Consider the following 17,569-nt stretch of genomic DNA (forward strand, 5'->3'; position numbering starts at 1 on the left):
TTTCTTTACATATTACACAAAATATTATTGCATTTAAGATTATTTGTTATTAACTGTTAAAATTATCTCAGTATTAACACCTACTACTTCATCTGCAGCAGGAATTTGTGATAATACAACATCATTTTCGTACATATCATCAGTTATGGTTACTTTAGGAAGAATATTAACATTTGTCATAGTATTTAAAACATCATTACTAATTATACTAAGAGCTTTATCATACTTCATACCTGTAACATCCGGCATTTTTACAAGAGCTTGTTCAGCAACATTAACTACCAAATATACAGTTCTTCCTCTTTTAACCTTTACTCCGCCTTTAGGCTCCTGACTTACAATAGTACCTAATGGGTAATTATTAAAATAATGTGTCTGCACATTAAGATTCATACCCTCTTTTTCCAATAAATTAAATGCTTCAAATATTTCTTTTCCTTGAACATCTGGAAGTTCAAAAGATTCTCCTCCAGATTTAACAACTATAAATACTATTAAAGTTACAACGATACCTTGCAAAACAAAAAGCAAAACAGCGAAAAGTATCAATCTTCTAAATACTAAAAATGACTTAGGATCACTGATTATTCCATCAGGTAAAATTTTATAGATGATTTTTTTTATAAAGGATATTATTTTATTAAAAAATTCTTTTACTTTAGCCATAATTTACAATCATACTCCACTTTTAATTAAAATATTCTCCAACAACTAGTTTATTTCCGCATAAAAACTCTTTAACAGTCTGTCTTTTTTTTCCTTCTCTTTGAAGTTCCTTTATAACATATATTCCATTAAGAGCATTTATATAAATACCATTATTATTAATATCAACTATCTTGCCAAAATCAGTATTATTATCTAATTTACATATATATTCACTATTAAAAACTTTTATAGAAACATCTTTGTAAAAACAGTAAGCTGTAGGCCATCTAACAAAAGCCCTTGTCATATTATGCAAACTAAGTGCATCTTTTGAAAAATCAAGCTTACCATCTTCTTTCTTGATTTTACTGCAATACGTAGCCAATGCATCATCTTGCTTTATCATATTAGATATATGCTTATTAGTATCTTTGAAAAACTCTTTAAGCAAATATACTCCGCTTTCTTTTATTTTATCATATAAATCATTAAACTTCCAATCTTTATCTATATTAACCTCATGCTGAAGTATAATATCGCCTTCATCCAATTTCATATCCATTTTCTGTAAAGTAGTTCCGCTTTTTTCAAATCCATAAAGTAAAGCATGCTCAACAGGACTAGCACCTCTAAGTACAGGCAAAAGAGAGCCATGAATATTAAGAGGCATAATCTTAGGCAATGATAAAGTTCTCTTATTTAGAATTTTACCATAAGCTACCACTATTAAAAAATCAGGGGATAAATCTAACAGAATATTATAGAAATCATCTTTATTTATGCTTTCAGGCTGAAAAAGATTAAGATGTTTCTCTAATGCAATTTCTACTACAGGAGAATTGATAATATTACCCTTTCTATCTTTTTTAGTATCTATAGGAGCTATTACTCCATTAAGATTAACATTATCTAATTCCATTAATTGTAAGATACAATCTCTTGTAAAATCGGTTGAACCAGCTACTATAACATTATACATAATAGATTGATTATATATTTTTATTGTTAAAAGTCAAATATAATTATGAAATAAATTATAATGTTATCCCTCTATAATATCAACACCCTTTACATTTGATAAAAATTGTATAAATAAATCTAATACTATAGGATCTACAGCTATTTTATTTTCTGTGAACATCTTTTTCATAAAAAATACTACTTCTTCAGGATTTTTATTTCTGCTTCCTTCCATAAATGTTAATGTATCATATATATCTACAACTTCCAACATTTTAGCAGGAAAATATGCAAAACATTCAGCATTTATTATATCTTCAGGCTCGAAAGACATTAGAAAATCAACTTTATGTTTAGGATCATTTATCTTTTTATCAAAAAAATTCTTCAATATTCCGCTTCCATAACCATAACATTCATGATGAAGTCCCACAGATAAGCAAGATTCTTCCCTTTGATTTAATACATATTTTAGAAAATAGTATGCTTTAGCAGTATGGAAATCTTTAAAATCTCCATCTTTAATAAAATCATCTGTAGGAACAAAATCTATCATATTAAGCATAGCAATATCATGATAAAAAGCACCTATAGCATAACTTACTATTTCAGAACCTGTAAATTTTCTTATTCCAAGTCTATACACATTTTCTAGTTTATCTATACTTTTTACAAGATTAAATCGGCTTAAAATAGTTTTATATTTTTCAAAATAAAGACTTTTATAATCCTGTCTTAATTTACTGCTTAATCCCTTATTAAATATATTATTATAATAATATAAGAATTCTATCATAAGTATACAAACTCTATTACTATGACTCAATATATTAGAATCATCAAGCATATCTAAATTATCAAATATATCTCTATAAAAATATTCTTTTTCCAAATATGTTACTATAGCATTCATTATACTTGAAATCATAATTTCAGTTTCTGTACCAACTGTATCATTGCGATTCTTGCCAGCACTTTTTATATATTTCAGATGTCTTATAAAATCTAATCTTCCAACAATACCCATACCAGTCAATAAACGCTCTATATTTGGTGCTATTTCAGGTGTTACTTTAGGTGTTTTGGCTTCTAACTTTAATTGATCTAAATATGGCTTTAATAAATAAAGTCTATTACTTGGTTTTTCTTTTAACATTCTAGTTAAAAGAGTATCATTGGCTGATTTTAATTTCTCATTTTTTGAAATACAATTTTTATAAATATGATAAAAATATTCATATTCATTGAATTTATTATCATCTGATCCTTCAACAACATTATTTTTATTTGTTTGAGGATTATTAAGATTAAAAAATTTATTAGAAAATGATGATATGTAATATTTAGAATCTTTTAATAAAACATTATCCTTCTCTTGTAAAAGAATATCTAAACAATTACCAGGCACAATAATACTTATACCTTTAGGATTAACACATGTTAACTCTATATTTTCTTTAGATATCATTTCTTTTAGTTCTATGAGTTTATCAAGATTAATCTCATAGTATTTATTCATTGACTTAAACATAATTTACTTCCCATTTTTAATTTTTTTTATGATTAATCAATTTTCCATTTCTTGTAAAATTTCATCTATATGTTTAAGCTGCCTATCTGCTGTTTTATTATAGTCTATTTCTCCAAGTGCTATTTTATATGCTTTATCAATCAAATTATCCATTTCTAATTTAGCTTTATTTTTCATAACTTTTTCTGCTAATTCCTTAGTAACCGCCCATCTTTCCTTAGCCAAATTATAGAAAAATACTGCATATTCAAAACTTTTCTTTATATCTTCATCGAATTGAGAATTATAGAAATAATAATTTTTTTTGTCATAAAGTCCGGCAAGATAAATATAATTTTGAGTTATAAGATAATTAAACTGCATATGCATAAGATCTTTATATCTTGTATATGCTTCCTCTGTTTCTATAATAGTTAAAGCTCTATTAACAAAATCAAAAGGAGCATCTAATGCTCTTTCAAGATAATCTACATTTCTAAGCAAATCATATTCAGCATAATAGGATGGTAATGCATAAAGCCTGTAATAATCCTCAGCATATACTATATAACCATAGTCTTTTTTCTCTACTATAGTAGATTCTTTCATACCTATTTTAGGATATAGGCTTATACTAAATATAAAAACAAACAATAATATTATTTTCTTCATGATTCGCAGCTTATAATTTAAATTATCACTGCTTTCATTAACGGTATAAATAGTATAATACTTTATTAATTATTATTCTGTTTTTCTTCGGCTTCTTTTAATATCTCAAATATAGCACTGTTATTATTATCTCTAGCTATATCAATAGGATAGTTTCCTCTGTTATTTCTAACCATAACATCAGCACCAGATAATACTAATTCGCTTACTATATCAACACTTCCAGAATTAACAGCTTTATGTAAAGGAGTATCTCCATTTTGATCTTGTATATTAAGATTGGGCTTCTTTTCTAATAACATTCTTACAATAGGAAGTTTTGAATATTCAGAGGCTATATGCAAAGCTGTATCACCATATTTATCAACAGCATTAATATCTACTTTCTGAGTTAATAATATTCTAGCTATATTTTCAGCTCCGCTTTTAGCAGCTATCATTAAAGGAGTATAACTTGATATACCAGCATAGTTTATATCAGCACCTGCCTCTACTAAGATTTGAAGTAAATCAACATTATCATTATTAATAGCATATTCTATTAAGCTCTCTCCGTCTTTAGTTACAACTGAAAGATTAGCTTTATTAGCTATTAATAACTTTGTAAGCTCAACATCATTATTCATAACAGCAACAGTTAAAGGACTAAGCCCATTACTATCTTCTACATTGATGTTTGCTTTATTTTCTATTAAAAGATTTATCATATCATTTCTGCTTGATTCTATAGGACTGTTCATAGCATATAAAAGAGGTGTTTTCTCTTCATAGCTTTTAGCATTAACATTGGCTTTATTTTCTATTAAAACTTTAGCAAGTTCAATATCTCCATTATTAGCAGCATACATTAAAGAAGTCCATCCATCATTATCTGCCGAATTTACATCAGCCCCATTTGTAAGAAGCACTTTTACAGTATCTATATATGAATTTCCAGCAGCTATTATTAATGCATTTTTACCATTTATAAGTCTATTTAAAGTATTTTTATTGATATTTGTAATTATTTTACCCATAACTTTGGCACTGTCTGCAGATTTCTGCTGAACTAATACTAAATCAACAGGAGATGAACTTGTATTATTGAATTTAGATCCTGCTGCAGCCATTATTATATTTCCATACATATCGCTTTCACCAGCATCTTCTATTTTAGCACCTTTAGATACAAAATAATCTACTAATGCAGGATTAAGCGATAAAACTGCATTATAAAGTACAGTAGTTCCATCGGCATTTTTATAATTGATATCTGCCCCATTATCTATTAAATAACGAACTATACTTTCATCACTATTAGCAATAGCATAACTTAAAAGTGAAGGTTCTCTTTTTAAATCAAATGAATTTTTTAATAAAAGTTCTATCATAGTTTTATTAGTTTGAGCAACAGCATAATACATTGGATATTTTGCTATATCATTACCTGTATAAGAACCGTACACATTGGCTTTTCCTTCTTTTATAAGAAGTTCAGCAATTTTTGTATTATTATTGCTTATAGCTAGTATTAAAGGAGTAATTCCTGAATCATTAGCTATTTCTGCATCTGCTTTATTTTCTATTAAAAATTCTACAGCTTTTATATTATTATTTTGTACAGCATAAAATAATGGGCTTTGATTATTATCACCTGTTTCATTAACATCAGCACCATTATTATTAACCATTTCTTTTACAATACTATCTCCGTACTTTTTCTTATATATTTCCTCACTGTATATTTCATAGTTTATAACCATTTTCTCCATATCAGATTTGCTCTTTACAAATAAGAATAAACCTACAAGTATACCAGCACCTACAAGAAGTACGAATACAATAGCACAAGCTACTACGGCTACTTTAAATATATATTTTTTATTTTCTTCAGCTTCTTTAGCTTTATCTATTCTTTGAATATTAGAATTTATATTATTATTTGAATTATTTTGATTATTATTAATCAAATTATTATTTTCATTACTATTATCTAAATTATTGTTATTATCCAAATTTTCCATAAACAAATTATTCCCCACAAGTTATTTTTTGAATATAATAACATATTTTAAATAAATTAAAAGAGATTAATATAAAAAATATATATACTACCCTATTGTAATACAAAATTCCTAGTTTCTATATAAGGTGTCTCATCTGCAATATATGATTCTATAACAACAATATAATTTCCTCTAGGAAGTGATGCTAATTCCTCTTTTGATATGGTAAGTTTGAATACATCATTTTCTAAAACAGCATTATATTCCCTTTCACCTCCATTAGGTAATTGAAGCAAAACTTTTACTGTTGTATTAGGGTCAGGCATCTCCAAAGCATTATCAGGATAATTATATGAAGAAACATAAATATTTATATTCATGTCATTATTTCTATTTGCTATAGCGGGCATGTCAATATCTTCTATTCTGCTCATTTTTGTAGATAATTTTTCAATCCAATATTCAGCAGTGTAACCATAATCTTTAAATGCACTCAATTCTATATAATTAGCTTTAGAATCTATTCTAGAAATAAAGAAAGGACCATTTGATATATAAGCATGTCCATATTTATCTATAAAATCAATAGCAGCCTGATATCTTTTAACAGCTTCTTCTTTTGTTATAAAATCTTCTATTCCAGCAGGTATATATTGAGAATCACGCATTTCTATCAATTTTTCTTTTATGTCAGATACGCATGTAGGATTTTTTACATCTATAGAAGTTAAAGACTGATCCTGTGAAATAGTATAAACATTTCCAGATTTAGAACCTTCAAGAACAATTTTCATTATAGCTTCATTTATCTCGAATGGAATAACGGTATTTCTATTAGGATTACCTATTTTGGGGCCTACTGAGGCAATACCTATTTGTCTGTTCATATCCATAGGCCAATAATAATTTCCATAAACAGTAAAACTTCCGTCCTCATTTATAACACTTCCAACTGCTCCGTCCATAGCAGAAAGATATCTTCCAGCCATAGCTGAATCATAATATTTATCGTTTTCATTAGTTTTTGTTATTATATTAGCAATGAATACACTTCCATACATTAAATCAACCAAAGATGAATCTATTCCATGATGCCATTTAAAACTTCTAGGCTTGAAATCACATTTTACATAAGCAGTAAGATTATCTGATTTTGTATAAACCAATTCACCTTTATCATTAACTTTAACAGTTAAACCCTCTTCCCATTTCTGAGTATAAGGATTGTACATTTTAGCATTTTGCGGAACTTTCACAGTACCAACAGGTATTCCATTATTTCCTGCTCTCACTTCTATTTCTAAACTATTAGTATCAGCCTCACCAAGTATGAATTCTGTTTTTGCTGTAGAAGGAGATTCAAATGAAGCACCAGCATCAGAACAAGGTCCTATCATTATAGCAGAATAAGCATCAGAAAATCCTCCAACTCCCACAGGATCCCAAGGACTTATAAATAATGAACCTTGTGCAGAATGCTGAAGAACTCTTAATACTTTTTCACCATTTCTATTTGGTTTTATATCAGCACTTCTTATAGACCAATCATTTATACCATCTCCTACACCATAAAGCATTCTTCTATTAAATCTTTCTTTATTTGCCACAAAAAACTGAGTTTGAGAGTTTAAATATATTCTAACTGCATCTTGAAGTCCTATTTCCTGCAAACGCATATTACCAGTCCAATATTCATCAGCAGTTAAAAACCAGCCATTTGAATTCTTATCGCTTATTCTTGAAGCCTCTTTATTGTCATAATTCCAAAACTCTGCAACATTACCACCAGGCATATAATTGCCTTCTCTTACATACATCTGTCTTAATGTAACATCCCACCAAGCACGAGTAGCACCTGCTCCCCAAGCCTCTGTTATAATATTCCATTCATAATCTTTTGGGTCTGATCCATATACAACCTGTGTAGATTTATTTCTGTCATATAATAATTTTTCAACTTTTATTCCTGTCTTTTCTATTAAATCTGATATAGCATTACCTGCCGGAAGTCTTCCTGTAGGATCATCAACCCTTATAACAAATTTAATAGTTACTACTTCTCCGTTATATTTCCACCAGCCATTTTCTTTTACTAGTTTTCCTCTATTCTCTGGAAGATTAGCAGCTTTTTCCATAGCTTTATTTATATCATTAAGAGCTTTTTCCTGATTGCCGTTTTCTGTCATACCCATTTTTGAAGGTATAAGATTATATCTATAAGTACCCGGCTGTCCTGGTGTAGCTTGTGTAAATGAAGGCTGTCCTGCTCCTCTTAAAATTTCATCAACAAGCTTTTTTCTATCAATTAAGAAATTCATAGCAAATCTTACTTCTTTTATAGCCAAAGGATTAAAATGAGTTTTACCATCTCTTGTTGTAACTGTATATGGGGCTTTATTCGGTACTGGATTAAATAGTAAAGACCATGAACCTGAAGGTACTGCATAAGTATCGAGTTTCTCTAAATCAGTTTCACCTAATGATAAATATGTACTTCCGTCTATTCCGCTCGCCATTAAATCAGCTCTGCCATCTGCTACATCTTTAATAGCTATTGTCATGTCAGTTCTCACTTCATATATTATTTTATCTATTAATGCACCGCCTCTGTCTATTTCTTTCTGTTCAATTTCTTCCTGGCTGTTGGAACATGACAATAATATTATAAATAGTATTAATATAGGAAATTTATATAAAATTTTATTATTCAATTTCATTATTTAGCCTCATTACTATATACAGATTAACATAATATATAATAATAGTATAAACAATAAAAGTCAATAAAATAATATCTATAAATTATATTCAAAATATTTTTATAACTGCAAACAAGATAAAAATTATATTATTATAATTAAAATATTTTTTACTAGTAGTATATGTACAATAAATATCTAATAAAATAAATAAAATATGTCCTTGACAAATATAAAAAAGAAAATTAGAATACCTAATTAAACTCAAAATTATTTTGAAATAAAAGATCTCGGAGAAAATATGAAAGTAATAGATATAGAGAAAAAACCTGAAAATGAAAAAATATTTTTTGGAGATTTTGGGCATTATTTAAGAATAGATTCTGTAAGTCATGAAGTGGCTAGAAAATTGAAAGAAGCTAGTGAGGGAAATACTTGGTTCTCAAAAGAAGTTGATTATAAATCTGATAAAACAAGATTCTCTTCATTGCCTGAAGATGCACAAAGAGCATTTAAACTCAATATAGCATATCAAACTTTAATGGATAGCGGAGTTACATCAGGATTTTCATCAATATTAAACAGAATAGTTACAAGCTCAATATGGTCTATTTTATATGCAAGAATAGCTATAGAGGAAAATATACATGCTGAAAGTTATTCTTACGGACTTTCTGAAGTATTCGGACATGAGGCAACAGATACATTAGATTTAGTATATAATGACGAATTTGTAAAACATAGAATGGAAAAAGAGGTGGAATTATTCGGAAATGTTGATGAATTATGTAATTTAGAAAATTCTACTGCAACATTAGACGAAAAAAAGCAGGCAGTATTAAAATTGCTTATGGGAATATATTTGCTTGAAAGTGTAAAGTTTCCATTCTCTTTTCTTGTAACTTTCACAATTAACAATAATTATGACAATGCAATAGCAGGATTCACAAAGACTATTAAATTAATAGCACATGATGAATTAAATACACATGTACCTACTGGTAAAAATGTAATGAATATACTTAGAAAAGAAAATGATCAAGGTTTTACACATTTATTTAAAAGCGGTTGGTTTAATGATATGGCTAAAGCTATGACAGAATTTACTGTTAATGAAGAGATAAAATGGGCTAAATACCTTTTTGACGGATATGAGGTAGCAGGTATTAATTCTTCAGTAAGCGAACACTTTATCAAATATTGGGCAGGTGTTAGATTGAGAGATTTAGGAGTTGAATCTCAGTATAATGAGAAAAAATCAGATATTATAGACTGGTTTAACAGCTATAGAGATATAAACAAGCAGAATGCTGCGTTACAGGAAACAACTAATACATCTTATCAAAAAGGTGCTTTGAAAAACGATTTATAATTTATGCTTAATTTTCAAAGTAAAAAATAATTATCAGGGTTAAATTATGATAGAACTTACAAAAGATAAAAAACATATAATCATTAAAAGGGACGGCAGAGAAGAGCCTTTTAATGAAGAAAAATTAAGAAAAGTTATAGATTGGGCTACTGAAGGTAAAGAGGCTTTCACTAATCAGCTTCTTGAAGGGCTTAATATTAAAATTAATGATAAAATGAAAATAGAAGTATTATATGACGAGCTTATAAATACTGCTGTTAACATGATAAGTCCTTTATACCCTATGTATGATACAATAGCAGAAAAGCTTTATTTAATGAAAATATATAAAGAAACATGCGGATTAAAAAAAATAGGTTCATATCCTCATATAAAAAATTTCTTAAAAAAAGGTATAAAATATAAAATATATGATAAGGATATAATTCAGCTTTTTACAGATAAAGAATTAGATAAAATAAATTCTATGATAGATCCTAACAGAGATTTATTATTCACATATAAAGGACTTGCAATATTCTATAAAAAATACTGTAAAAACATAGGAAACAAAAAATTAGAGCTTCCTCAAATAACATATATGGTAGCTGCTATGTTTTCATTTTATGATGATTATTATAAAGGTGAAAATAAAGATAAATTAGAAATAAGCAAATCTGAAAGACTTAAATATATAAAAAGAACTTATGATATGCTTTCAAGACATGAAATTACTTTTGCCACACCTAGAATAGCAAACAGTATGACAATAAAAGCACAATTAGCTAGCTGTATATTAAACACACCTGCTGATGATACTTGGAGCTTGAATCAGACAGACGGAAATATGGCATTATATTCAAAATTTTCAGGTGGTATAGCTTATGATGCTTCATATATAAGGGCAGCTGGTTCAACAATACAAACTAATAGAGGACGTTCTGACGGTCCTATACCTTTTATAAAAAGAGTTGAGCAAACTATATCATCATTCAATCAGGGCGGAGTTCGTAAAGGTGCATGCGTTATTACTTTTCCTTGGTGGCATTTGGATGTACTTGATTTGATTATGCTTAAAGATGCAGGCGGTACTGAAGATACTAGAGCTAGGAAATTAGTTTATTCTATTAGGATAAGTAATATATTCAGAGAAAGAGTTAATAAAGACGGATATGTAACTTTATTCGATCCTAAAGAAACTCCTCTTTTAAACGAAGAATACGGAAAAAATTTTGATGTTGCTTATATGTATTATGAAAGTAAATCTTCTATAAGAAAAAAGAAAATAAAAGCTAAAGATTTATTATTTCAAATATTAAAAGTGAGGCAGGAAACAGGAAACTTATATTTAACCTTTGTAGACAACATTAATGAACAGAATATGGTTAATAAATTTGTAGGAGCTTCAAACCTCTGTCAGGAAATAGTAATACCTTCCTACCCTTCTAAACTCATAAAAGAAAAATATGTCATTAATGAAGACGGAGAATATGAAATCATACAGAGAAAAAAAAGCGGTGAAATAGGTATATGTAATTTAGTTTCTGTAAATTTAATGTCTTGGGTAAATTTCTCACCTGAAAAGAAAAAATCATTCTGCTACACTCTTTTAAGAGGATGCGACAATATTATAGATACTCAATTCTACCCTGTTAAAGAAGGTGAAATTGCCAATAAAAAGAACAGACCTATAGGAATAGGAGTTATCAATTATGCTAATTTACTTGCTTCAAATAAAATAAAATATACTGATAAAGAAGCTTTGGAATTTACAAATAAAGTTTTCGATGATTTATATTATCATATATACGAAGCATCTAATATACTAGCAAGAGAGAGAGGACCTTATAAAACTTTCAATGAATCCAAATGGAAAGAAGGATTAACTCCATTTCATATATCATTATTAAACAACAATAAAAAGAATAATCTCAATGTAAGTGTAGATAAAGAGAAATGGGATAAACTTGCAGAAAATATAAAAAATAATGGTGTAAGATTTTCATTCCATGGAGCAATAGCCCCTACTGCTACATCAGGAAAAAGCGTATCAGCAACAGAAAGTATAGAACCTATAGTAGATTTATTCTTTATAGAAGAAGGAATACAAACACTCCCTAGCTTAGTACCTAATATCAAAAAAAATAGAGAGTACTATGAAAGATGCTGGAATATTCCTGCAAAAACTATAATAGAGCTTGCTGCTGTAAGACAGAGATATATAGATCAGTCTCAATCATTGAATTTATATTATGTAAAACCTGATTCTGCTAAAGAGCTTTGGGACGATATTCAGTATGCTATGGATTTGGGATTAAAGACTCTTTATTATATGAAAACTCCTAAATCTAATTTCGAACTTGAAGAAGTTTGCGAATCATGCACATAAAAAGTAAACATAATTAAGTTAACATATCAACAAAATATGTTAACTTAATATGTTTTTATAATATTCTTCTATAATATATATCCCCGTATAGTTTATAAAAAAATATCAAAATTTAAATTAAATTTCAATTTTTGTATTGACATAATGTTTTTTTTAGTATATAAGGTGTGCGTTAATTTTCACAATTAACAAAAAATTATTTCGGAGTGAATCAATATTATGAAAAAAATTTTGATTTTCTTAAGCCTTATAAGTATGTTAATACTTATTTCCTGCGGAGGCGGTGCTTCAAGTGCTACTGATATAGTTATAACAGGTTCCTCTTCAGTTTCTCCATTGATGTTCAAATTGGCAGCAAAATTTGAAGAGCTTAATCCTGATTATACTGTAACAGTAGAAACATCAGATTCTACTATTGGAGTTCAAGACACTATAAACGGCAACAACAATATAGGTATGGCTTCAAGAAATTTGAAAGAAGATGAGTTAACCGGCTTAGATACTTATTTATTATGTCAAGATGGTATAGTAATAATCGCTAACAAAGATTCTGAAATTACTCAGATAAGCGAAGAAGAATTATACAATCTTTATATGAATAATACAGCTATAGGCAATATAACTAAATCTATTTCAAGAGAAGACGGATCAGGTACTAGAAGTGCATTTACTGATTTAACTTCTGTAGGAAAAGAAAATCCATTACCTTCTACTGTTGAAATATTGGATGGAACAGGAAAGGTAAAAACCTCAGTTATGAGCGATGCTTCAAAAATAGGTTATATCTCTTTGGGTTCTATTGATGATACAATAAAGCCTTTAGCTTATAAAGCAAAAGGACAAAATGAATATGTATCTGCTTCAGTAGAAAATATACAAAGTGATACATACAAACTTTATCGTCCTTTTTATATATTTACAAAAAAGGAATTGAACTTGATGAAGGGACTAAGGCTTTCTTAGACTTCATTAATAGTGAAGCAGGGAAAACGGTTATAAATGAAAATGGCTATGTAGCTAGCTAATTAGAAAATTAATAAGTCGATGTACAATGATTTTTGTATATCGGCTTTTTTATTTTCTGTCAGCTGCAACAAAACAAACAACACAAAACAAAAAATCAATAATTAGGATATAATTTTGAATAACAATATTAATAAACATATACGAAATGAAATAATAGATAATATTATGAAATATGTATTTTTTATATGTTCTATATTTTCAGTTATAGTTGTATTTTCAATATGTATTTTTATATTTATCTATAGCCTTCCAATATTCAAAGAAACAGGATTTTTGAAATTTGTTTTCGGAATGGATTGGTCGCCTTCATCAAAACATTTTGGTATATTTCCAATGATAGTAGGCTCTGTATATATAACTATTCTCTCCACTCTATTAGGCGGAGGATTTGGTTTCTTTACAGCAGTTTATATATCAATGTTTGCACCAAATAAATTAAAAGTGATATTATCTCAGGTAATAGATTTGCTTGCAGGAATTCCATCAATAGTTTACGGCTTTTTTGGAATGTCTGTATTAGTACCATTTCTAAAAAAGATTTCTCCAAACGATATAGGCGAAGGAGTATTGGCTAGTTCTATAATACTTGCAGTGATGATACTTCCAACAATAACATCTATTACAAAATATAATTTAGAAGCAGTTTATAAATATTACTATGACGGTGCTAGAGCTTTAGGAAATACACATTCTCAAGCTGTCTTTGGTGTTATAGTAAAAGCTGCTAAGTCTGGTATATTTTCGGCTATAGTTCTAGGTATGGGAAGAGCTATAGGAGAAACTATGGCAGTTATGATGGTGGCTGGAAATGCTCCTTTTATACCTCAGGATTTATTCTCATATTTCAGAACTATGACTATTAATATAGCTTTAGAAATGGGATATGCTACAGGTATACATAGATCCGCATTGATTGGAACTGCTTTTGTATTACTTTTATTTATACTTATAATAAATATAATACTATCTCTTTTGAAAAGAAATAATTTATATTTTTCATTTTCATTTACTAGCCTTTTTAAAAAGAATAAAGAATTAAAAACTGATATTAATAACTTTTCTTTTAAAAATTACGAAATGAAAATGCAGACAATAAAGGGTGATATGCTAAAATATATTTCAATATTTGCAACTGCAGTATCAACTTTATTTTTAATATTTATAGTAGTATTTATACTTGTAAGAGGACTTCCTCATATAACATTAAATCTTTTGTTTGGAAAGAGTAATAATTCACAGATGACGCTTCTTCCTGCAATAGTTTCTACTTCTATGATGCTTTTTATGTCATTAATAATAGCAATTCCATTAGGTGTTTTTGCCGCTATTTATTTGACTGAATATTCAAAAGCAAAAAGCAAACTAATATCTTTAATAAGAATATTTACCGACAGTTTATCAGGAATTCCTTCAATAGTGTTCGGGCTTTTTGGTATGCTTGTATTTGCTAATTTATTGGGTATAGGAAGAAGTATATTAGCAGGTTCTTTAACATTAGTTTTAATAATACTGCCATCTATAATAAGGCAGACAGAAGAAACTTTGATGTCAATTCCTGCAAGTTTAAGAGAAGGAAGTTTAGCACTTGGAGCATCTAAAGTGAGGACTATATTTCAAATAGTTCTTCCATGCGGATTTTCAGGAATTATGACTTCTGTTATTTTAAGTATAGGAAGGATAGTAGGAGAAAGTGCCGCTTTGATATATACAGCTGGTGCAGTACGATATATGCCAAAAGGTTATTTGAGTTCAGGAAGTTCATTTTCAGTTATGATGTGGATGTTCTCAAGTGAGGGTTTATATATCAATCAAACTTTCGCTACAGCTAGTATATTACTTATTATGATTATAGTTCTTAATGCTTTATTATTCTTTGTAAATAAAAAGTTAAAAAGGATTATTAATTTTAAGACTATATAAAAAAGGATAAAAAATGAATAATGAAATAAATAATGAATTAAACTTTGATTTTGATACGGATAAGATTATTAAAGTTAAAGATTTAGATTTATATTATGAATCTTTTCAGGCTTTGAAAAAAATTAATATAGATATAGACAAAAACAGTGTAACAGCTTTTATAGGACCTTCAGGCTGCGGTAAATCTACTCTTTTAAAAACTTTCAATAGAATGAATGACTTAGTGCCAAAATGCAGAGTTGAAGGAAACATAGAAATAGCAGGAGTTGATATATACAATAAACATATAAATGTATCATACTTAAGAAAAAACGTAGGAATGGTATTTCAGAAATCAAATCTTTTTGCTATGAGCGTTTATGATAATATAGCTTATGGACCTAGAACATTCGGCATAAAAAAGAAATCTCAATTAGATGAAATAGTTGAATACAGTTTAACAAAGGCAGCTATTTGGGACGATATAAAAGACAGATTAAATAAAAATGCTTTAGGACTTTCAGGAGGTCAGCAGCAAAGATTATGCATTGCAAGAGCTTTATCTGTTAATCCAAAAATACTTCTTATGGACGAGCCTACAAGTGCATTAGACCCTATAAGTACAGGTAAAATAGAAGACCTTATAAATGAATTAAAAAATGAATATACTATAGTAATAGTAACTCATAATATGCAACAGGCTATGAGGGTATCAGATAAAACAGCTTTCTTCTTATTTGGTGAAATTGTAGAATACACTGATACAGAAGAAATATTCTCTAAACCTAAAGATGAAAGAACTGAAAAATATATTACAGGAAGATTCGGTTAATTAATAATTTATTATCATTGCTTAATATAAGCTTTTATTTTTAAATTAGGTAATTATAACAACAATAAAAAATGGAGATAAAAATGAAAAAATTTGAAGAAGAATTAAATAAATTGATAGAACATGTTACTGAAGCAGGTGACATGATATTAGAGGCTTTAAGAAATTCTACTAAAGCATTAACTAATGGAGATATTGAACTTGCAAATCAAGTAATAGAAAATGACAGAAACATAAATAGAATGTCATACAAAATAGAAAGCTCATCTTTGAAAATGCTTTTATTAGAACACCCTGTTGCTACAGATTTAAGAATAGTATCATCAGCATTAAAGATAGCTACAGATTTAGAGAGAATCGGAGATCAGGCTAAGGATATATGCGATTTACTTAGATTCTTATTGGAAGGAAATATATATAAAAAAAATCTTGATATTATAATAGAGATGTCAAACATAATAGAATATATGATAACTAATTGTCTAAATGCTTTCAAAGAAAAAAATGCTGAACTTTCAAAAAATGTTATAGCAAAAGATGATGAGGTTGACAAGCTATTCTATAAAATGCGTGATTCTATGGTAGAACTTATTAAAAGCGGTGCTGAAAATGCTGATCAGGCTATATACTTAATGATGATAGCTAAATATTTTGAGAAGATGGGAGATCATGCAGAAAATATAGCTAAATGGGTTTACTATTACAGTACAGGCGAAAGATTTAAATAATAATTATTTATATAAAAAAACTCCTAACTTCATATAGTTGTTAGGAGTTATTTTTTATATTTTAATTTAATTATATTTTAATTATGATAATAATAATTTATCGCTTAAAGAACCGTCAGCAGTTTCAAATTTCTTGAGCAAGTCAGCTATCTCTAAAGATTTTTTCTCTTCACCTGAAACATCATATATAATGTTACCATCATTCATCATTATAAGTCTGTTTCCGTAATGAATAGCATCTTTAATATTATGAGTAACCATAAATGCTGTGAGTTTATCTTCTCTAATGATTTCTTCTGTTAAATCTAATACTCTTTTAGCTGTTTTTGGGTCAAGTGCCGCAGTATGTTCATCTAATAATAAAAGTCTTGGTTTTTTAAGAGTAGCCATAAGCAAAGTTAATGCCTGTCTTTGTCCTCCTGATAAAAGCCCTACTTTTGATTGAAGCCTTGTTTCAAGTCCTAAATCAAGCCTTTTTAATTTTTCAACATACTCTTCTCTTTCAGCTTTTGTTATACCCCATCTTAAAGTTCTTCTTTTACCTTTTCTTTTAGCAAGTGCCAAATTCTCTTCTATACCCATATTAGAAGCGGTACCAACCATAGGATCTTGGAAAACTCTGCCGAAAAGTCCTGCCCTTGCATACTCTTTCTTATCTGTGATATCTACTCCGTCAACTGATATTGTACCATAATCAACTTCATAAACTCCGGCAATTAAATTGAGAAGAGTGGATTTTCCTGCTCCGTTTCCTCCTATAACTGTTACAAAATCTCCGTCATTTAATTTAAGATTAACACCTTTAATGGCTTTTTTCTCTGTGATAGTGCCTCTATTAAATGTTTTATAAACTTCTTTTAATTCTAACAT

13 protein-coding genes are annotated in these 17,569 nt (G+C 28.3%); 6 read left to right on the forward strand and 7 right to left on the reverse strand.

Annotation, left to right across the window (positions count from 1 at the left end; translation table 11 throughout):
* Positions 1-39: 39 nt before the first annotated feature.
* The 6 genes from BINT_RS07760 to BINT_RS07785 all read right to left on the reverse strand — a co-directional run bounded on the left by BINT_RS07760 (position 40) and on the right by BINT_RS07785 (position 8,492).
* Entirely contained in the window at positions 40-666 is a 627-nt protein-coding gene (locus BINT_RS07760; protein WP_014488019.1) for a PASTA domain-containing protein, read from the reverse strand.
* Between the two features lie 22 nt (positions 667-688).
* Complete coding sequence (gene fmt, locus BINT_RS07765) at positions 689-1,627, reverse strand: methionyl-tRNA formyltransferase (RefSeq protein WP_049783500.1); 939 nt, start codon at positions 1,625-1,627, stop codon at positions 689-691.
* 63 nt (positions 1,628-1,690) lie between these two features.
* Positions 1,691-3,139 carry a hypothetical protein gene (locus BINT_RS07770; RefSeq protein ID WP_049783501.1) on the reverse strand — a complete coding sequence of 483 codons (1,449 nt, stop codon included), beginning with the start codon at positions 3,137-3,139 and terminating at the stop codon, positions 1,691-1,693.
* Between the two features lie 36 nt (positions 3,140-3,175).
* Complete coding sequence (locus BINT_RS07775) at positions 3,176-3,790, reverse strand: hypothetical protein (protein ID WP_014488022.1); 615 nt, start codon at positions 3,788-3,790, stop codon at positions 3,176-3,178.
* A gap of 65 nt (positions 3,791-3,855) precedes the next feature.
* Positions 3,856-5,793 carry an ankyrin repeat domain-containing protein gene (locus BINT_RS07780; protein WP_014488023.1) on the reverse strand — a complete coding sequence of 646 codons (1,938 nt, stop codon included), beginning with the start codon at positions 5,791-5,793 and terminating at the stop codon, positions 3,856-3,858.
* Between the two features lie 92 nt (positions 5,794-5,885).
* Positions 5,886-8,492: an ABC transporter substrate-binding protein gene (locus tag BINT_RS07785; protein WP_014488024.1), complete on the reverse strand. Its 2,607-nt coding sequence runs from the start codon at positions 8,490-8,492 to the stop codon at positions 5,886-5,888.
* A 283-nt stretch (positions 8,493-8,775) separates the two neighbouring features.
* Between BINT_RS07785 and BINT_RS07790 the strand changes: the two genes are divergently transcribed.
* The 6 genes from BINT_RS07790 (at position 8,776) to phoU (ending at position 16,699) form a co-directional block, all read left to right on the forward strand.
* Entirely contained in the window at positions 8,776-9,846 is a 1,071-nt protein-coding gene (locus BINT_RS07790) for a ribonucleotide-diphosphate reductase subunit beta (protein ID WP_014488025.1), read from the forward strand.
* A 46-nt stretch (positions 9,847-9,892) separates the two neighbouring features.
* Positions 9,893-12,214: a ribonucleoside-diphosphate reductase subunit alpha gene (locus BINT_RS07795; RefSeq protein WP_014488026.1), complete on the forward strand. Its 2,322-nt coding sequence runs from the start codon at positions 9,893-9,895 to the stop codon at positions 12,212-12,214.
* A 219-nt stretch (positions 12,215-12,433) separates the two neighbouring features.
* Positions 12,434-13,177, forward strand: coding sequence for a substrate-binding domain-containing protein (locus tag BINT_RS07800; protein ID WP_234944306.1), 744 nt, complete (start codon positions 12,434-12,436; stop codon positions 13,175-13,177).
* 177 nt (positions 13,178-13,354) lie between these two features.
* On the forward strand, positions 13,355-15,160 hold the full coding sequence (gene pstC, locus BINT_RS07805; protein ID WP_014488028.1) for a phosphate ABC transporter permease subunit PstC: 1,806 nt from the start codon (positions 13,355-13,357) through the stop codon (positions 15,158-15,160).
* A 13-nt stretch (positions 15,161-15,173) separates the two neighbouring features.
* Complete coding sequence (pstB, locus tag BINT_RS07810; protein WP_014488029.1) at positions 15,174-15,971, forward strand: phosphate ABC transporter ATP-binding protein PstB; 798 nt, start codon at positions 15,174-15,176, stop codon at positions 15,969-15,971.
* Between the two features lie 83 nt (positions 15,972-16,054).
* On the forward strand, positions 16,055-16,699 hold the full coding sequence (gene phoU / locus BINT_RS07815; RefSeq protein WP_041177340.1) for a phosphate signaling complex protein PhoU: 645 nt from the start codon (positions 16,055-16,057) through the stop codon (positions 16,697-16,699).
* 81 nt (positions 16,700-16,780) lie between these two features.
* Here the strand turns inward: phoU and BINT_RS07820 are convergent, their stop codons facing one another.
* Positions 16,781-17,569 carry an ABC transporter ATP-binding protein gene (locus tag BINT_RS07820; protein ID WP_014488031.1) on the reverse strand — a complete coding sequence of 263 codons (789 nt, stop codon included), beginning with the start codon at positions 17,567-17,569 and terminating at the stop codon, positions 16,781-16,783.

The organism is Brachyspira intermedia PWS/A (genome assembly GCF_000223215.1).
GTDB classification, from domain to species: Bacteria; Spirochaetota; Brachyspiria; order Brachyspirales; family Brachyspiraceae; genus Brachyspira; species Brachyspira intermedia.